This is a genomic window from Mycobacterium bulgaricum, from assembly GCF_041287165.2.
GTDB lineage: Bacteria > Actinomycetota > Actinomycetes > Mycobacteriales > Mycobacteriaceae > Mycobacterium > Mycobacterium bulgaricum.
Genome location: NZ_JBGGKV020000008.1, coordinates 14,692 through 32,958 on the forward strand (window position 1 = coordinate 14,692; position 18,267 = coordinate 32,958).

General features: G+C 67.2%; 15 protein-coding genes. 10 read left to right on the forward strand and 5 right to left on the reverse strand.

Features of this window, described 5'->3' with window-relative positions; translation table 11 throughout:
* Positions 1-7: 7 nt before the first annotated feature.
* The gene (glgB, locus tag ACAG24_RS20215) at positions 8-2,221 is read right to left on the reverse strand and encodes a 1,4-alpha-glucan branching protein GlgB (RefSeq protein ID WP_370474207.1); all 2,214 of its coding nucleotides are present in this window, start codon (positions 2,219-2,221) and stop codon (positions 8-10) included.
* A 4-nt stretch (positions 2,222-2,225) separates the two neighbouring features.
* Complete coding sequence (locus tag ACAG24_RS20220; RefSeq protein ID WP_370474208.1) at positions 2,226-4,316, reverse strand: alpha-1,4-glucan--maltose-1-phosphate maltosyltransferase; 2,091 nt, start codon at positions 4,314-4,316, stop codon at positions 2,226-2,228.
* A 237-nt stretch (positions 4,317-4,553) separates the two neighbouring features.
* On the opposite strand from ACAG24_RS20220, the gene glgP reads away from it, so the two are divergent.
* Positions 4,554-7,184, forward strand: coding sequence for an alpha-glucan family phosphorylase (gene glgP / locus ACAG24_RS20225; RefSeq protein ID WP_370474209.1), 2,631 nt, complete (start codon positions 4,554-4,556; stop codon positions 7,182-7,184).
* Positions 7,185-7,281: 97 nt separating this feature from the next.
* Here glgP and ACAG24_RS20230 read toward each other — a convergent pair whose 3' ends face one another.
* The 3 genes from ACAG24_RS20230 to ACAG24_RS20240 form a co-directional block, all read right to left on the reverse strand.
* Positions 7,282-8,739, reverse strand: coding sequence for a neutral zinc metallopeptidase (locus ACAG24_RS20230; RefSeq protein WP_370474210.1), 1,458 nt, complete (start codon positions 8,737-8,739; stop codon positions 7,282-7,284).
* 122 nt (positions 8,740-8,861) lie between these two features.
* Positions 8,862-10,841: an ATP-dependent DNA helicase gene (locus ACAG24_RS20235; protein ID WP_370474211.1), complete on the reverse strand. Its 1,980-nt coding sequence runs from the start codon at positions 10,839-10,841 to the stop codon at positions 8,862-8,864.
* A 6-nt stretch (positions 10,842-10,847) separates the two neighbouring features.
* Complete coding sequence (locus tag ACAG24_RS20240) at positions 10,848-12,212, reverse strand: nicotinate phosphoribosyltransferase (protein WP_370474212.1); 1,365 nt, start codon at positions 12,210-12,212, stop codon at positions 10,848-10,850.
* Positions 12,213-12,264: 52 nt separating this feature from the next.
* Here ACAG24_RS20240 and clpS point away from each other — a divergent pair, with 52 nt between their 5' ends.
* Genes clpS through ACAG24_RS20285 form a run of 9 tightly spaced genes read left to right on the forward strand, consistent with a single transcriptional unit; the run spans position 12,265 to position 18,262 of the window.
* Entirely contained in the window at positions 12,265-12,579 is a 315-nt protein-coding gene (gene clpS, locus ACAG24_RS20245) for an ATP-dependent Clp protease adapter ClpS (RefSeq protein ID WP_370474213.1), read from the forward strand.
* Between the two features lie 34 nt (positions 12,580-12,613).
* Positions 12,614-13,198 (forward strand): oxidative stress transcriptional regulator AosR, encoded by a 585-nt coding sequence (gene aosR / locus ACAG24_RS20250; RefSeq protein ID WP_370474214.1) that lies wholly within the window; start codon positions 12,614-12,616, stop codon positions 13,196-13,198.
* Positions 13,195-14,217 (forward strand): P1 family peptidase, encoded by a 1,023-nt coding sequence (locus tag ACAG24_RS20255; RefSeq protein WP_370474215.1) that lies wholly within the window; start codon positions 13,195-13,197, stop codon positions 14,215-14,217. Before aosR ends, ACAG24_RS20255 begins: the two co-directional genes overlap by 4 nt.
* A 22-nt stretch (positions 14,218-14,239) precedes the next feature.
* Positions 14,240-14,653, forward strand: a complete 414-nt coding sequence (locus ACAG24_RS20260; RefSeq protein WP_370474216.1) for a M67 family metallopeptidase — start codon at positions 14,240-14,242, stop codon at positions 14,651-14,653.
* A gap of 21 nt (positions 14,654-14,674) precedes the next feature.
* Positions 14,675-14,956, forward strand: coding sequence for a MoaD/ThiS family protein (locus tag ACAG24_RS20265; RefSeq protein ID WP_370474217.1), 282 nt, complete (start codon positions 14,675-14,677; stop codon positions 14,954-14,956).
* A gap of 10 nt (positions 14,957-14,966) precedes the next feature.
* Positions 14,967-15,929 (forward strand): cysteine synthase, encoded by a 963-nt coding sequence (locus tag ACAG24_RS20270; protein WP_370474218.1) that lies wholly within the window; start codon positions 14,967-14,969, stop codon positions 15,927-15,929.
* Positions 15,926-16,603 (forward strand): rhomboid family intramembrane serine protease, encoded by a 678-nt coding sequence (locus ACAG24_RS20275; protein WP_370474219.1) that lies wholly within the window; start codon positions 15,926-15,928, stop codon positions 16,601-16,603. Before ACAG24_RS20270 ends, ACAG24_RS20275 begins: the two co-directional genes overlap by 4 nt.
* A gap of 2 nt (positions 16,604-16,605) precedes the next feature.
* A complete protein-coding gene (gene murI / locus ACAG24_RS20280) occupies positions 16,606-17,430 on the forward strand; it encodes a glutamate racemase (protein WP_370474220.1) in 825 nt (274 codons plus the stop codon).
* 58 nt (positions 17,431-17,488) lie between these two features.
* On the forward strand, positions 17,489-18,262 hold the full coding sequence (locus ACAG24_RS20285) for a cyclic nucleotide-degrading phosphodiesterase (protein ID WP_370474221.1): 774 nt from the start codon (positions 17,489-17,491) through the stop codon (positions 18,260-18,262).
* Positions 18,263-18,267 lie beyond the last annotated feature (5 nt).

Below are 18,267 nucleotides of genomic sequence, written 5' to 3' on the forward strand. Positions count from 1 at the left end.
GCGACGCTCAGGCGGGTTCGAACCAGAGCGCCGACAGCGGCGGGATCACCATCACCGCGGAAGCCGGGCGGCCGTGCCACGGTTCGTCCGTCGCCTCGACGGCACCGTAGTTGCCGATACCGGAACCGTGGTAGTTGTCTGAATCGGTGTTGAGCACCTCGCGCCAGGTGCCGGCGTGCGGAAGGCCCAGCCGGTAGCGCGAATGTTCGGCCCCGGAGAAATTGAACACGCACGCCATCATGGAGCCGTCGTCACCGAAGCGCATGAAGCTCAACACGTTGTTCGCCGAATCGTTGGCGTCGATCCAGGAGTAGCCCTCGGGTTGGGTGTCGCGTGACCAGAGCGCGCGCCGGCTCGAGTAGATCGAGTTGGCGTCGGTCAGCATGCGCAGGATGCCGTCGGAGAACCCCTGCTCGTCGAGCTGGAACCAGTCGACACCGCGCTCCTCCGACCATTCGGCGCGCTGGCCGAACTCCTGGCCCATGAACAGCAACTGCTTTCCGGGGTGGGCCCACTGATAAGCGAGCAGGCTCCGGATGCCCGCGGCCTTCATGTGGTCGTTGCCGGGCATGCGGCCCCACAACGTGCCCTTGCCGTGCACCACCTCGTCGTGACTGATCGGCAGCACGAAATTCTCGCTGAACGCATAGATCATCGAGAAGGTGATCTCACCATGGTGATAGCTGCGGTGGATGGGGTCGCGCTTGATGAACTCGAGCGTGTCGTTCATCCAGCCCATATTCCACTTCATCGAAAAGCCAAGTCCGCCAAGGTTGGTCGGCCGGGTCACGCCAGGCCACGACGTGGACTCCTCGGCGATGGTGACGATGCCGGGGTTGATCTTGTGGACGGTGGCGTTCATCTCCTGGAGGAACTGCACCGCCTCGAGATTCTCGCGTCCGCCGTAGATGTTCGGCGACCAGCCGCCTTCCGGGCGTGAGTAATCGAGGTAAAGCATCGATGCGACGGCGTCCACCCGCAGCCCGTCGACGTGGTACTCCTGCAGCCAGTACAGGGCGTTGGCGACCAGGAAGTTGCGGACCTCGGCGCGACCGAAGTCGAAAACATAGGTGCCCCAGTCCAACTGCTCGCCACGTCGCGGGTCGCCGTGTTCATAGAGCGCCGTGCCGTCGAAACGCCCCAGTGCCCATGCGTCCTTGGGGAAGTGCGCAGGAACCCAGTCGACGATGACGCCGATTCCGGCGCGATGCAGGGTGTCGACGAGATGGCGGAACTCGTCGGGGGAACCGAACCGTGACGACGGCGCGTAGTACGAGGTCACCTGGTAGCCCCAGGACCCCCCGAACGGGTGCTCGGCCACGGGCAGCATCTCGACGTGGGTGAAGCCGTGCTCCAACAGGTAGTCGGTCAGCTGTTCGGCCAGCTCGGTGTAGCTCAGCCCGGGGCGCCACGACCCCAGGTGAACCTCGTAGGTGCTCATCGGCTCGAACACGGGGTTGCGCAGCGCGCGACCGTCCATCCACTCGGCGTCGTCCCAGGTGTAGTTGCTTTCGAAGACGCGCGACGCGGTTTGAGGTGGCACCTCGGTGGCGAACGCCATCGGATCGGCGCGGTCGGTGACAGATCCGTCGGCGCCGTGGATGCGGAACTTGTACAACCCGCCCTCGGGGAAGTTGGGCCAGAACAGCTCCCACACACCCGTCGAGCCCAGCACCCGCATCTGTGCTTCGTTGCCCCAATGGTTGAAGTCGCCGGTCACGCTGACACCCCTGGCATTCGGCGCCCACACGGCGAATGACACCCCGGTGACCTCGCCGTCGGGGGTGGTGAAGCTGCGCGGGTGCGCGCCCAGGATTTCCCACAGGCGCTCGTGGCGCCCTTCCGCGAACAGATGCAGGTCGATCTCGCCCAGGGTGGGCAGGAACCGGTACGCGTCGGCGACGCTGTGCACGAAAGCCGATTCGTCCTCGGAGTACTTGACCTCGAACCGGTAGTCGATCAGGTTCGTGAACGGCACCGCGACGGCGAACACCCCGGCCTCGACGTGTTGCAACGGATAGCGCACACCACCGATCACGGCGACGACCTCCGCAGCGTGCGGACGGTACGCGCGGATCACCGTGTGGTCGTCGTACTCATGCGCACCCAGCACGGAATGCGGATCGTGGTGTTCACCAGACAGCAAGCGGTTCAGGTCCGAGGTGTGCGGACGCAGATGCGGACTGTCGATCTGGTTGTTCAGGTTGGACGCCTTGGTCATCTCGTCACTCCCTACGCAGTAGGTTCAATCGTTGGTCAGCCGGAACGTGGGGCATGTTCAGCACGTGAGAGACGGCCCGCGCCGGATCGATCCGTACGTAATTGCTCTGTCCCCACTGGTATTCCTCGCCCGTGATCTCATCGCGTACCCAGAATCGGTCCTGTTGATCCATGCCGAGTGCGCCCATGTCGAGCCAGAGGATGCCCTCTTCCGGACCGAACGCGTTCAGGGTCACCACCACCAGCACCTGGTCGCCGGAGATCGGGTCGAACTTGCTGTAAGCCAACAATGCGTCGTTGTCGATGTGGTGGAACTTGATGGTGCGCAGTTGGTGCAGCGCAGGATGCACCCGGCGGATCTCGTTGAGCCGCGTGAGGAACGGCTCCAGCGATTCGCCGTCGGACAGAGCGGCTTCGAAGTCGCGCGGCCGCAGCTCGTACTTCTCGGAGTTCAGATACTCCTCGCTGCCTTCCCGCACAGCGCGGTGCTCGAAGAGCTCGAACCCCGAGTACACACCCCAGGTCGGACTCATCGTCGAGGCCAGCACGGCGCGGATGGCGAACATGCCGGGCCCACCGTGCTGCAGGCTCTCATGAAGGATGTCGGGGGTGTTGACCCACAGGCTTTGCCTGCTGTAATCAGCGTGCTCGGCGATGGATTCACCGAACTCCGTGAGCTCCCACTTGGCGGTGCGCCACGTGAAATACGTATAGGACTGCGTGTAGCCGAGCTTGGCCAGCCCGAACAACCGCGCCGGCCGGGTGAAGGCCTCGGCCAGAAACAGCACGTCGGGGTCGATGTTCTTGACCTCGCCGATCAGCCAGGCCCAGAAGTTCGGTGGTTTCGTGTGCGGGTTGTCGACCCGAAAGACCTTGACGCCGTGCGAAACCCAGAATTTCACCACCCGCAGGACCTCTTCGTACAGCCCCGTGGGGTCGTTGTCGAAGTTCAGCGGATAGATGTCCTGGTACTTCTTCGGAGGGTTCTCGGCGTACGCGATCGTGCCGTCGGGCAGGACGGTGAACCACTCGGGATGATCGCGCGCCCACGGGTGGTCCGGCGCGCATTGCAATGCGAGGTCGAGCGCGACCTCGAGACCCTCATCGCGGGCGGCGGCGACGAAATCGTCGAAGTCGTCGATGGTGCCGAGGTCAGGATGTACCGCGTCGTGCCCGCCTTCGTCGCTGCCGATGGCCCACGGCGATCCGACATCGCCCGGTGCTGCAGTGACGCTGTTGTTGCGGCCCTTGCGGTGCACCTTGCCGATCGGGTGGATCGGCGGCAGGTAGACGATGTCGAAGTTCATTCTCGCGACACGCGGAAGCGCCTTGGTCGCGGTTGCGAAGGTGCCGTGCACGGGGTTGCCGGACTGGTCCCAGCCGCCCGTCGAGCGGGGGAAGAACTCGTACCAGGAACTGAAACGCGCAAGGGGGCGATCCACCCAGACGCCGTACTGGTTTCCGCGGGTGATGAGCTCGCGCAGCGGGAACTGGTCGAGAAGCGCGGTGATGTCGGGGGCCAGGGCCGCGCCCGCGCGGTAGAACGGGTCACCGGGTTCTCGCAGGCGGGCGGCTGCCTCGGCCAGGGGATACCGGTCCTGCCGCGGCACACCGGTGGCGGCCCGGTCGAGCAGTCGCGCACCGACGAGGAGGTCGTTGTTCAGTTCGCCTTCGCTCTGGCCCGCGTCCAGTTTGGCGATGACGTGCTTGCGCCAGGTGGCGATGGGGTCGCCCCAGCCATCGACTCGGAAGGTCCACAAGCCCACCTCGTCAGGACTGAACTGCCCGTGGAACACATCGGGAGTGCGGCCCATGGCCATCGGCAGCGCCGTCGGCTTTCCTCGGCCTTTGGCGTTGACGACGTCCTGGATCGGTACCGGTTCCGGCGCGCTCACGCGTCCCGGCGGTTCCTCCGCCAGCGGCGGGTAGGCAGCGCCGTGATATCTCACCACCAGCGTGGCCGCCACGGCGTCGTGGCCCTCCCGCCATACGGTCGCCGATACAGGTAACACCTCACCCACCACAGCCTTGGCGGGGAAGCGCCCGTTGGATACGACGGGCTGGACGTCATCGATCTCGATACGACCGGCGGTCACTGTCGACTCTCCCTACCACTCGAGCGTGCTGCGGCATACGCCGCACGCGTCGTTGTCTGGTCTCGTCTGCGCGGTTCTCTGGGTGGCGATCTGGCACCGAGTCGGCGCCGACCCTGCCCTAGTCGCGCCTATACCCACCGTAGTGTCCGACTCAACCTTCCGTTGGATACCGAACGGTCGAACCAGGGTGGGGAACGCACCACATCCGAACGGCCGACGGCAGTAACGTGAAGACGCGTGAAAGCACTCCGCCGATTCACCGTCCGCGCGCATCTCCCCGGGCCGTTGGCCGCTCTTGAGCGACTCTCCGTCAATTTGCGCTGGTCCTGGGACAAACCGACCCAGGACCTGTTCGAGGCCATCGACCCCCAGGTGTGGGCGCACGTCGGCGGCGATCCCGTCGCGCTGTTGGGGCAGGTGGCCCCCGCGCGCCTGGAGGAGGTGGCCCGCGACGAATCTTTCGTGCGGCGCCTCGACGCCCTGGCCGCCGATCTGGACAACTACCTGACCAGGCCGCTGTGGTACCAGCAACTCGCGGACGAAGGGACCACCGATCTGCCGAGGGGAATCGCGTACTTCTCGATGGAGTTCGGCGTCGCCGAGGTGCTGCCGAACTATTCGGGCGGCTTGGGGATCCTCGCCGGCGATCATCTCAAGTCGGCGTCGGATCTGGGTCTGCCGCTGGTCGCCGTCGGCCTGTACTACCGCTCCGGCTACTTCCGTCAGTCGTTGAGCGCCGACGGGTGGCAGCATGAGAGCTATCCGTCCCTGGATCCGCAGGGTCTGCCGTTGCGGTTGCTGACCGACGCGCAGGGCATACCGGTGTTGATCCATTTGGCGCTGCCCGACGGCGCCCAGCTGTTCGCGCGGGTCTGGATTGCCCAAGTTGGCCGAATTCCGTTGCTGCTGCTCGATTCTGACATTCCGGAGAACGAGCACGATCTGCGTTCGGTGACCGACCGCCTCTACGGTGGTGATCAGGAACACCGCATCCGTCAGGAGATCCTCGCCGGCATCGGTGGGGTCCGCGCGATCCGGGCCTTCACCGAGATCGAGGGGCTTCCGGCGCCCGAGGTGTTCCACATGAACGAGGGACACGCCGGCTTCTTGGGTGCCGAGCGGATCCGTGAGCTCATCGAGGCGGGCCTCGACTTCGACACGGCGCTGGCCGTCGTCCGGGCATCGACGGTCTTCACCACGCACACGCCGGTGGCCGCGGGCATCGACCGTTTCCCGGTGGAGATGGTGGAGCGTTATTTCGGCCCGGAGCCCGGGGGGACGTCCGTGGGCGGCTCGCGACTGCTGCCGGGAGTGTCGTTGGACCGGATCGTCGCCTTCGGGGCGGAGGACGACCCGTCGAAGTTCAACATGGCGCACATGGGACTGCGGTTGGCGCAGCGCGCCAATGGTGTGTCGTTGTTGCACGGACGGGTCAGTCGAGAGATGTTCAACGAGCTGTGGGAGGGATTCGATCCGCAGGAGGTGCCGATCGGGTCCGTCACCAACGGTGTGCACGCACCGACCTGGGCGGCGCCGCAGTGGCTGCAACTCGGACGGGAGTTGATCGGCAGTGCGGATCTGAGCTCGCTGAGCGAGCCGGAGACCTGGCAGCGCCTGCAGGAGGTGGATCCGGGGCACATGTGGTGGATCCGCTCCCAGTTGCGCGAAGAGCTGATCGACGACGTCCGCGCCAGAATCCGCCGATCTTGGTTGGAACGCGGGGCATCCGACGCCGAGTTGGGTTGGATAGCAACAGCTTTCGACCCCAAAGTGCTGACCATCGGATTCGCGCGCAGAGTGCCGACCTACAAGCGGTTGACGCTGATGTTGCGCGACCCCGACCGGTTGGCCCGGTTGCTCCTCGACGACGAGCGACCCATCCAGCTGATCGTCGCAGGCAAGTCGCACCCCGCCGACGATGGCGGCAAGGCGCTGATCCAGCAGGTGGTGCGCTTCGCCGACCGTGAGGATCTGCGCCACCGCATCGCCTTTCTTCCCGATTACGACATGTCGATGGCGCGCAAGCTCTACCACGGCTGCGATGTGTGGCTGAACAACCCGCTTCGTCCCCTGGAGGCCTGCGGCACCTCGGGGATGAAGAGCGCGCTGAACGGGGGCCTGAACCTGTCGATCCGCGACGGGTGGTGGGACGAGTGGTACGACGGCGAGAACGGTTGGGAGATCCCAACTGCCGACGGTCTGGCCGACGAGGGCCGCCGCGACGACCTGGAGGCCGCCGCGCTGTACGACCTCCTGGAACGTGCCGTGGCACCGAAGTTCTACGACCGCGACGAGCACGGGGTGCCGACCCGCTGGGTCGAGATGGTGCGCCACACGCTTCAGGTGCTGGGCCCGAAGGTGCTGGCATCGCGGATGGTTCGCGATTACACGCAGAAGTACTACCTGCCCGCGGCGCAGGCGTTGCGCAAGGTGATCGAACCCGGCGAGCCCGGTGTCGCCGAGTACGCGGTGCCGTTCGGGGCGGCGCGGGAACTCGCCGAGTACCGGCACCGGGTGGCGACGGCGTGGCCGCAGGTGAAGATCACCGACGTGGACAGTTCCGGGCTGCCCGACGTTCCCCTCCTCGGCGCGGACCTGACGCTGACGGCGCTGGTCGATCTGGGCGGGCTTCGTCCCGACGAGGTGACGGTCCAGGCGGTGCTCGGGCGCGTGGACGGCGGGGACGTGCTGGTGGACCCGGCCGCACTGCCGATGAGCCACAGCGGCACGGCGGAGACCGGCAATGAGATCTTCGCCATGACGACGCCGTTGCCGTTTGCCGGTTCGGTCGGCTACACCGTGCGGGTGCTACCGCATCACCGACTGCTGGCCGGGGACAACGAACTCGGGCTCGTCGCGTTGGCCTGACCCAGGCTTGCCGCGAAATATCATTCCCGGCTGTCGTTTCAGCGCCGACCGCGACCCGGAATGATATTTCGCGGGCGGCGGGCGGGCGCCCCGCGGCTCAGGGGAAGCGCTTGAAGCACCGGTCCGCGTCGCTGAGGACTCCGAGCCGGAACGCGTCGATCCGCGAAAAGCCTGACGGGACCGAGTCGCCGTTGACGTCGCTGGCGGCGAGGCCGTTGACGAGTATGCCGGACACAGCCTCGTCGACGTCGCCCGCCGTCAGTGCGATGGTGTTGCCGTCGGGCGTCTCGACCTCCTTGGTCATCTTGACCGTGGCCACGCCCGTCAGGCACGCGGTCCGCAGCGCGGCCTCGGCGTTGTCGAGTGCCACCCCGCCGCGTTCCTGCTGGATCGCCAGCATGTAGCGGGACACCAGCACCGAGTACGCGGAGTTGTCACCGGTCACCAGAGTGGCCCCGTCATCGGGATCCGACTGCGCGCCCAGATCCTGCAGCCCGGGCAGATCCACGATGATCGTGTTGGTCGCCGGGCAGAACGACGCGGGTGGACTCGGCCGTGCGTCGACGCAGTTCTTGGCCTCGTCCGTGTCGAAGCTCAGCGCAGGGGGGGTCTTGGGCGAGAACAGGATTCCCATCGCGTCGACGATGGAGCGGGCGGAGTCCTCGGTGACCGGCAATTCGCCGGTCTGGTCTTCGGGCAGCAGCACGGGCAGATCGCCGCGCCTCTGGCCGATCTCGCGCAGGTCGATGGTGGCGCACGCCGAGGGGCCGTCGGCGAAGCCGAACTGAAACGCCGAGAGGCGTTCGAAAGCCGAACCGTGCTCGTCGTAGCCGACATCGGGATCACCTTCGGTGAGAAGGGGATCGCGAAACGAGATGACGCCTGCGAGCACGTTGTTGAGGCCCTCGCCGGTGCTCAGCGTGAAACGTTGCGACGAATCCTCGGCAACCCAGCGCATGTAGGCACCCGAGAAGCAATCGGCCTGTTGCTCGGCGACCAGCGTCGGGGTGTCGTTCTTGGACAGCGCGGCGAGGCGGCCGACCGCGTGCCCGTACTCGTGCGCCAACACCATCACCACACCCATATCCCCGTACGCGCGCTGCAGACCGGGCAGCAGTTCGCCGCGGTCCCAGCCGATCGTCCTGTCGCCATAGCAGTAGCCCGCGTTGACCAGTCCGTAGGTGTCGTCGCCGCAGAACTCGCCGTCGAAGCCGTTGGCGTCCCAGGAGATCAGCTCGGCCACCGGTTTGAAGGGTTCGTCGAACGCCTCTTCGTAGGCGACCGCCCAGTAGTCCTCGATATCGCTGATCGCGCTCGCGGCCAGCTCGTCGATCTCCCCGCCGTCGGTCCCCTCGACGTCGCGCGCGGGTGGTTCCGCGTCCGGGCGAAGACCCGTCGGACCATCCGTCGCCGGCATGCCGGCCACACTGAAGGGATCGGCGAAGACCGATACGGCGTTGCCTTGCAAAGTCGTTGAGCATCCGGTGCCCGCCAGGGCGGTGCAGGCGGCGATCGCGGCGGCAAGCAGGCGCCTCGGGTTTCTCGACGGGCTCATGGACGCCGCCTTTCGGTAGTGGGCGCAGACGCGGACGGCCATCCGCGAGGGCGCGCGCCGAACTTTCCGGACAGAATAGTGAATCCGCGTCGCCTGCTGCGCATATCGGACGACTCGGGGGATCAGCCCGTGCCGCGTAGCCGCACCAGCGCCGCACGTACCGCCGCGCTGTCGGTGGTGGCCCAGAACGGCGGCAGGGAAGCACGCAGGAATCCGCTGTAACGCGCGGTGGCCATCCGCGAATCGAGCACGGCGACGACTCCGCGATCGTCGACGCGGCGCAGCAGCCGCCCTGCGCCCTGAGCGAGCAACAACGCGGCATGACTGGCCGCGACCGCCATGAAGCCGTTACCGCCCCTGGATGCGACCGCCCGTTGTCTGGCCGTCAGCAGGGGATCATCGGGGCGCGGGAACGGAATCCGGTCGATCAGCACGAGCGACAACGACGGTCCGGGGACGTCGACCCCCTGCCACAACGACAGCGTGCCGAACAACGACGTCTGTTCGTCGTCGGCGAATCGCTGAACCAGTGCGGAGGTGGTGTCGTCGCCTTGGCAGAGCACAGGCGTCGAGAGTCGCTCGCGCAGCACCTCCGCGGCTGCCTTGGCTGCGCGCATGGAGGAGAACAGGCCGAGGGTGCGGCCGTCTGCCGCCTCGATCAACGCGGTGATTTCGTCGAGCTGCTCGGCCGAGCCGGTGCCGTCGCGCCCCGGTGGGGGCAGATGGGCTGCCACATAGAGAATGCCGGATTTGGCATGGTCGAACGGCGAGCCCACGTCGAGCCCGCGCCATCCCGCCTCAGGGGTGTCGCCGCCCGCCAGACCCCATGCCGATGCCATCGCGTCGAAGCTGCCGCCGATGGTCAGCGTCGCCGACGTCAGCACCGCGGTGTTGTGCCCGAAGAGCCTGGCACGCAACAGCCCTGCGACCGAGAGAGGTGCGACACGCAGGATCGTGCGGCTGCCGGACCGGTTGTCGTCGAACTGATCGATCCAGACGACGTCGGTGCGGTCGGGAATGGCAGGGACGAATGAGTCCAGCACACGGGCGGCGGTGTCACCGAGGTCGGAGAGCGCGGTGGCGGCTTCGGCGCGGGCCGACGCTGTCTTGGGGTCGTTGCGAGAGGTGTCGACCGCGCTGCGCGCGGCGTGCGCGGCGTCGCGCAGCACCGTGAGGTAGCTGGCCATCTCCTGATCCAGCACGTCGATGCGTCCCGGGCGGGCGTCGAAGATCGCCGAGGAGAATGTGGCGATCGCGGCCTCGAGCCGCTGGGCGAGCTCGCCCGGGATCACGCGGGCGGCCCGACGGTGCGCGACGCCCATCGAGGTGGCCGACAGTTCCGCCGTCGCGACGCTGGTGACCCGGTCGGCCAGTTCGTGTGCTTCGTCGACGACGAGCAGCTCGTGCTCGGGCAGCACGTTGAGGTCCCCTATGGCGTCGATGGCGAGCAACGCATGGTTGGTCACGACCACATCGGCCTGCCCCGCGCGTTCCCGGGCCCGCTCCGAGAAGCAGTCCGTGCCGAACGGGCAGCGCGACACCCCGATGCACTCCCGGGATGACACGCTGACCTGTGACCACGACCGGTCCGGCACGCCGGGTTTCAGTTCGTCGCGGTCACCGGTGTCGGTCGACTCCGACCACTCGGTCAGGCGCTGAACGTCGCGTCCCAGCGCGCTGGCGGCCACGGGTGAGAACAGTTCCTCCTGCGGCACGTCGTCAGGTTCACCGCCGGCCGAACCGTTGTGAATCTTGTTCAGGCACAGATAGTTTCCCCGGCCCTTCAGCAACGCGAAGACAGGCCGCCGCGGCAGTGTCCCCGTGAGGGAGTCCGCAAGCCGGGGCAGATCGCGGTCGACGAGCTGGCGCTGCAGCGCGATGGTGGCCGTCGACACCACGACGGGACGGTTGTCCGCGAGCGAGTGCGCGATCGCAGGTACCAGGTAGGCGAGCGACTTGCCGGTACCCGTTCCCGCCTGGACGGCGAGGTGCTCACCGGTGGCGAAGGCGCGAGCCACGGCCTGCGCCATCGCGATCTGGCCTTGACGTTCGGCGCCGCCCAGTGCGGTGACCGCGGTGGCCAGCAGATCGGTGACCTCCATGGACGTCTAGCCTCGGCCGGGCGTCGGCGCGATGATGCGCGTCGGGATCGCGGGATCGCCCTTCGACAGTGCGAGGCCGTCCCACGGCAGGCTCAGCAGCCCCTCCTTGACGGTGCTGCGCGCGGTATCGAGCCCCAGATCCGCGACGACTTCGCCGTTGCGGACGAGCGGAACGGTCAGAGGTCGCCTCTCGAGCTCCGCCGGGACGTCCGGCGAGTGGCCGGCGGGATGAACCAGCTCTTCCACGATGGTGCCCGAACGCCTGGACAGTCTCAGCGCCTGTTTGCGTCCACCGTGGGACTCCTTGTGGCTGCTGCGTTTCTCGACGGGGATGCCGTCCACCTCGACGAGCTTGTAGACCATGCCCGCAGTCGGGGCGCCGGATCCGGTGACCACCGACGTGCCGACCCCGTAGAGGTCGACGGGTTCGGCGCGCAACGCGGCGATCGCGAACTCATCGAGGTCGCCGGACACGACGATGCGGGTCTTCGTCGCGCCGAGGCTGTCGAGTTGCTCGCGGACCTGCCGGGCCAGGACGCCCAGATCACCTGAGTCGATCCGCACTGCGCCCAGCTCGCGACCCGCCACCTCCACGGCATTGGCCACGCCCGCGGTGATGTCGTAGGTGTCGACGAGCAGGGTGGTGCCCACGCCGAGCCTGTCGAACTGGGCGCGGAACGCCGCCTTCTCCCAGTCCGACGGTGTGCCGTCTGCGGTGTGCAACAGCGTGAAGGCGTGGGCGCTGGTGCCCAGTGCGGGCACCCCGTGCCGGCGCTGGGCCTCGAGGTTCGACGAGCCGGCGAAGCCCGCGAGGTAGGCCGCGCGGGCGGCGGCGACTGCGGCCTGCTCATGGGTTCGCCTCGAGCCCATCTCGATCAGCGGACGTCCCGCCGAGGCACTGACCATGCGTGCCGCGGCGGAGGCAACGGCGGTGTCGTAGTTGAAGATCGACAGCGCCAGCGTCTCCAGGATCACGCACTCGCCGAATGTTCCGTGCACGGACAGCACGGGAGAGCCGGGGAAGTAGAGCTCGCCCTCGGCGTAGCCGTCCACATCGCCGGTGAAGCGATAGGCGGCCAGGTACTCGAGGACGTCCGCGTCGAGGAAATCTTCCAGCGACCGCAGTTCGGCGGAGCCGAACCTGAACGCTTGCAACGCTTCCACGAACCGCCCGGTGCCTGCGGTGACGCCGTAGCGTCTGCCTTCGGGAAGGCGGCGGGCGAACACTTCGAAGGAGCTTCGCCGGTATGCGGTGCCGTCGCGCAGCGCCGCGGCCAGCATCGTCAGTTCGTACTTGTCGGTCAGCAACGCCACAGAAGGTGAAGGAGGGGCAGCTGCCGGCGACGGTGTCTCGCGGGGCGAGGGGTTCACAGCCCAACCGTATCGGTTCGGAGTACAGGTTCGGCCCCGGTAGTCTGGCCCCATGGTGACGCCGGCGAAGGCACGACCGGGGACTCGTGAGGAGACTGCCGTCCACGAGGGCCACCACACGGATGAGGCCGCCGACACCCCCTGGGTGACGATCGTCTGGGATGACCCGGTGAACCTGATGACCTACGTGACGTACGTCTTCCAGAAGCTGTTCGGCTACAGCGAACCGCACGCGACCAAGTTGATGATGCAGGTGCACAACGAGGGCAAGGCCGTGGTCTCCGCCGGCAGTCGAGAGTCGATGGAAGTCGACGTGTCCAAGCTCCACGCCGCGGGGTTGTGGGCGACGCTACAACAGGACCGCTGAAGACACCGCGCACGCGAGGAGCGAAAAAGACACTGTGCGTAAATGGAAGCGGGTCGAGAGCCCCGGCGGCCCTCGGTTCCGATCGGCGCTGGCCGCCCACGAAGCCGAACTGCTGAGCAGTCTGGTCGCATCGCTACTGGGAATGCTCGACGATCGGGAGTCATCCGCGCCGGTCGACGAACTGGCTGAGCTCACCGGTATGCGGACGGGCAATTCGGTTCCGCCACAAGACGATACGATGAAGCGGCTGCTGCCCGACTTCTATCGTCCCGCCACCGAGCACCCCGCCGGGTCGGGCACCGCGGAAAGCCTCAACAGCGCCCTGCGCAGCCTCCACGAGCCCGAGATCCTCGACGCCAAACGTGAAGCGGCGCAACGTTTGTTGGACACCGTTCCGTCGGGGGGTGGCAAGTTCGAACTGTCCGAGGCGGACGCGCACGCATGGGCGTCGGCGGTCAACGACGTCCGGTTGGCGCTGGGCACGATGCTCGACATCGGGTCCGACGGCCCTGACCGGTTGCCCGGTGACCACCCGATGGCCGGACATCTCGATGTGTACCAGTGGCTGACGGTTCTGCAGGAGTATCTGGTGATCTGCCTGATGAACAGACGATCGTGAGCGGATCGATCACCGACGTCGGCGGCATTCGGGTCGGCCACCATCACAAGATCGACCCCGACGCGGAACTCGGCTCCGGGTGGGCGACCGGGACGACCGTCGTCCTGACACCCCCGGGGACGGTGGGTGCCTTCGACGGCCGCGGCGGCGCACCGGGTACTCGGGAGACCGACCTGCTGGATCCGAGCAATTCGGTTCGACACGTCGACGCGGTGGTGCTCACCGGAGGCAGCGCGTTCGGTCTGGCCGCCGCCGACGGCGTGATGACGTGGCTGGAGGAACAGGACCGCGGTGTCGCACTCGACGGTGGGGTGGTGCCGATCGTCCCGTCCGCGGTGATCTTCGACCTTCCCGTCGGCGGCTGGAAGTGCCGTCCCGACGCGGAGTTCGGGTATCGCGCGGCGGTCGCGGCGAGCACGGATGTCGGCATCGGCACCATCGGGGCAGGCGTCGGGGCTCGCGCGGGCGTCCTCAAAGGCGGTGTCGGCACCGCGTCGGTGATGCTCGACTCCGGCGTCACTGTCGGCGCGCTCGTTGTCGTGAACTCGGCGGGCGATGTCGTCGACCCCGGCACGGGTCTACCGTGGCTCGCCTCGCACATCGAGGAATTCGGGTTGGTGGCGCCGCCGGCGGACCAGCGCGCCGCCTACGCCGACCGGCACGGTGAGCTGAGCCCGCTGAACACGACGATCGCGGTGGTGGCCACCGATGCCGCGCTCACCAAAGCGGCCTGCCGCCGGGTGGCCGTCGCGGCGCAGGACGGGCTCGCGCGGTCCATCAACCCCTGTCACATGCCGCTCGACGGCGACACGATCTTCGCGCTGGCCACCGGCGCTGTCGAGGTGAATCCCGACCCGACGACCCCGGCGTCGATGACCCCGGAACTGCCCCTGGTCACCGCCGTCGGTGCCGCCGCGGCCGACGTCCTGGCGCGCGCGGTGATGGTCGGAGTGCTGGCCGCCGAGTCGGTTGCAGGAATACCGACATACCGTGGACTGTTGCCGGGAGCGTTCGAATGAGACGGCAGGAGAGAGGAGCGCAGTGCTGACAATCCGTGCCGACCTGGTCGACGCGATGGTGAAGCATGCGCGCGCCGACCATCCGGACGAGGCGTGCGGCATCATCGCCGGACCCGAGGGTTCGGACCGCCCCGAGCGGTTCATCGCCATGGTGAACGCCGAGCGGTCGCCGACGTTCTACCGCTTCGATTCGGGCGAGCAGCTCAAGGTGTGGCGGGCCATGGACGAGGCCGACGAGGCGCCCGTCGTCATCTATCACTCGCACACCGCCACCGAGGCCTACCCGAGCCGCACCGACATCTCGTATGCGTCCGAGCCAGAAGCCCACTACGTCCTGGTGTCGACCCGCGACCCCGACGAACACGAGCTGCGCAGTTATCGCATCGTGGACGGGGTCGTCACCGAAGAGCCTGTCACCATCGTCGAGAAGTACTGAAAGAATCAAAGGAGCCTGTCCATGCCTGTTTCGGTGTCCATCCCCACGATCCTGCGCACCCACACCGGCGGCGAGAAGCGCGTGTCGGCTTCCGGCGAGACCCTGAAGGCCGTCATCGCCGACCTCGAAGCCAACTACTCGGGGATCTCGGAGCGCCTCGTCGACTCCAACAACGCAGGCAAACTTCACAAGTTCGTCAACGTCTACGTCAACGACGAAGACGTGCGCTTTTCCGGCGGAATGGACACTGCGATAGCCGACGGGGATTCGGTGACGATCCTCCCCGCCGTGGCAGGCGGGTGAGTCGGAGGCCATGACCCGGTACGACTCCCTGCTCCAGGCGCTCGGCGGCACGCCCCTGGTCGGGCTGCCGCGGCTGTCACCTGCCTGGGACGGCGCTCCGCACGTCCGGTTGTGGGCGAAGTTGGAGGATCGCAACCCGACCGGCTCCATCAAGGACCGGCCCGCGCTGCGGATGATCGAGGACGCCGAGCGCGAAGGCAGGCTGGCGCCGGGGGCGACCATCCTGGAGCCGACGAGCGGGAACACCGGAATCTCGCTGGCGATGGCCGCCCTGATCAAGGGCTATCAGATGATCTGCGTGATGCCCGAGAACACGTCGATCGAGCGCAGGCAGCTCCTTGAGCTCTACGGCGCGCGCATCATCTACTCACCTGCCGAGGGCGGCTCGAACACCGCCGTCGCACACGCGAAAGACCTTGCGGCGCAGAACCCTTCGTGGGTGATGCTGTACCAGTACGGCAACCCCTCCAATGCGGCCGCGCACTATGACGGCACCGGACCGGAGCTGCTGGCCGACCTGCCCGAGATCACGCATTTCGTGGCCGGCCTCGGCACGACCGGGACGTTGATGGGTACCGGCCGTTTTCTGCGTGAGAACGTGCCGGGTGTGCAGATCGTCGCCGCCGAACCCCGCTACGGCGAGGGCGTGTATGCGCTGCGCAACATCGACGAGGGCTTCATCCCCGAGCTCTATGACGCCGACGTGTTGACCACCCGTTTTGCGGTCGGCTCGTACGACGCCGTGAAGCGCACCCGCGAGCTGGTCCAGGTCGAGGGCATCTTCGCAGGTATCTCGACGGGCGCGATCCTGCACGCCGCGCTGGGCATGGCGGCCAAGGCCGTCAAGGCGGGCGAGCGCGCCGACATCGCGTTCACGGTGTGCGACGCCGGGTGGAAGTATCTGTCGACCGGTGCGTACGCCGGTAGCCTGGATGACGCGGAGGACGCGCTGGAAGGGCAACTTTGGGCATGACGAACATCGGTGGGTATTCCGCGCTTCCCGCACAGCCCAAGAAGCGGCCCGCGTGGATGGTCGGCGGTCTCACCATCCTGTCGTTCGTCGCCCTGCTCTACGTCATCGAGGCCTACGACTCGGTCACCGGACATCGCCTCGACAGCAACGGGATTCGCCCGTTGGAGACCGACGGCCTTACGGGCATCCTGTTCGCGCCGCTGCTGCACTCGAATTGGGAACATCTGGTCGCCAACACGGGTCCCGCACTGGTGCTCGGGTTCCTGATGACGCTGGCGGGTCTGTCGCGCTTCCTGTTCGCGACCGCGATCATCTGGATCCTCGGCGGCCTCGGCACCTGGCTGATCGGCAACATCGGTGCGCCCACCTACAACGGGATGGTCGTCGAAACCAATCACATCGGGGCATCCGGGCTGATCTTCGGATGGCTGACGTTCCTGATCGTGTTCGGGTTTTTCACCCGCAAGATCTGGGAGATCGTCACCGGTGTCGTGGTGCTGTTCATCTACGGCAGCATTCTGCTCGGTGTCCTGCCCGGTACGTTCGGCGTCTCCTGGCAGGGCCACCTGTGCGGCGCGGTGGCCGGCCTCGTGGCGGCTTATCTGCTGTCGGGTCCCGAACGTAAGAGCCGCGCCTTGCGGCGCCCAGTGCAGCCGCCGTCGCTGAACACGTGAACATGGGCGCGCCGATCGGGATCTTCGATTCCGGTGTGGGAGGGCTGACGGTGGCCCGAGCGGTCATCGACCAGCTGCCCGACGAAGACATCATCTACGTCGGCGACACCGGGAATGGTCCGTACGGCCCGCTGACAATCCCCGAGATCCGCGCCCATGCGTTGGCGATCGGCGACGATTTGGCCGGACGCGGCGTGAAGGCTCTGGTCATCGCGTGCAACTCGGCGTCGTCGGCGTGCCTGCGGGACGCCCGGGAGCGTTACGCACCGATCCCCGTCGTCGAGGTGATCCTGCCCGCCGTGCGCCGGGCAGTGGCCGCGAGCCGTAACGGCCGGATCGGCGTGATCGGCACAGCTGCCACCATTGCCTCGGGCGCCTATCAGGATTCGTTCGCCGCGGCGCGTGACATCGAGGTCTTCGGGGTGGCGTGTCCACGGTTCGTGGACTTCGTCGAGCGCGGCGTGACCAGTGGGCGTCAGGTGCTCGGTCTGGCCGAGGGTTATCTGGAACCCCTTCAGCGCGCCGAGGTCGACACGCTGGTGCTGGGCTGCACGCACTATCCGATGCTGTCGGGTCTGATTCAGCTGGCCATGGGCGATCACGTGACGCTGGTCTCCAGCGCCGAGGAGACGGCCAAGGACCTGCTGCGTGTGCTCAGCGAACGGGAGTTGCTGAAACCGCATCCCGACGGCTCCGCATCGCCCGTGCGCCGGGTCTTCGAGGCGACGGGCGATCCGGACGCGTTCACCGCCCTCGCGGCCCGGTTTCTCGGACCCACACTCGACCGTATCCGGCCTGTTCAACGTCACGCCGGCGCAGGAAGATGACGTTCGTCGCCCAAAGCTGCGATGTTTTCGCCATGGCGTTCCTGGGCATGGCAAGCTAGTGAGCGTGCGAATCACCGTACTCGGTTGCTCCGGCAGTGTTGTCGGTCCCGATTCGCCTGCGTCCGGATATCTCGTCACCGCGCCTGACACGCCGCCCCTGGTTCTCGACTTCGGCGGGGGCGTTCTCGGCGCCCTGCAACGCCATGCGGATCCGAACGCGGTGCACGTGCTGCTGTCGCATCTGCACGCCGACCACTGCCTGGATTTGCCCGGCTTGTTCGTATGGCGGCGTTATCACCCGACACCGGCCCAGGAGCGCGGGGTCGTCTACGGACCGGCGAACACCTGGGCGCGGCTCGGCGCCGCCTCGTCGCCCGAGGGTGGCGAGATCGACGACTTCACCGACATCTTCGAGATCCGGCACTGGGTGGACAACCAGTCCGTCGAGATCGGCGCGCTGAGTGTGCTCGCCCGCCAGGTGTGCCACCCGACCGAGTCCTACGGCATGCGGATCACCGATCCGTCGGGAGCCACTCTCGTCTACAGCGGCGACACCGGGTACTGCGATCAGCTGATCGACCTGGCACGCGACGCGGACGTCTTCCTGTGCGAAGCGTCGTGGACGCATTCGCCGTCACGTCCGCCGCGACTGCACCTCTCGGGCACCGAGGCAGGCCGTGCGGCGGCGCGCGCCGGCGTCGGAGAGCTGCTGCTCACCCACATCCCGCCGTGGACGTCGCGCGAAGACGTCATCAGTGAGGCCAAAGCCGAATTCGACGGTCCGGTGCACGCCGTGGTGTGCAACGAGACCTTCGAGGTCTCCCGCTCCTGAAGGGC

Excerpts from the sequence above, each read along its gene's own strand:
- ACAG24_RS20265 (WP_370474217.1), top strand. The coding sequence starts at position 14,675 with ATGCCTGTTTCGGTGTCCATCCCCACGATCCTGCGCACCCACACCGGC.
- ACAG24_RS20235 (WP_370474211.1), bottom strand. The coding sequence starts at position 10,841 with ATGGAGGTCACCGATCTGCTGGCCACCGCGGTCACCGCACTGGGCGGC.
- clpS (WP_370474213.1), top strand. The coding sequence starts at position 12,265 with ATGGTGACGCCGGCGAAGGCACGACCGGGGACTCGTGAGGAGACTGCC.
- ACAG24_RS20270 (WP_370474218.1), top strand. The coding sequence starts at position 14,967 with ATGACCCGGTACGACTCCCTGCTCCAGGCGCTCGGCGGCACGCCCCTG.
- ACAG24_RS20275 (WP_370474219.1), top strand. The coding sequence starts at position 15,926 with ATGACGAACATCGGTGGGTATTCCGCGCTTCCCGCACAGCCCAAGAAG.
- ACAG24_RS20230 (WP_370474210.1), bottom strand. The coding sequence starts at position 8,739 with ATGAGCCCGTCGAGAAACCCGAGGCGCCTGCTTGCCGCCGCGATCGCC.
- murI (WP_370474220.1), top strand. The coding sequence starts at position 16,606 with ATGGGCGCGCCGATCGGGATCTTCGATTCCGGTGTGGGAGGGCTGACG.
- glgB (WP_370474207.1), bottom strand. The coding sequence starts at position 2,221 with ATGACCAAGGCGTCCAACCTGAACAACCAGATCGACAGTCCGCATCTG.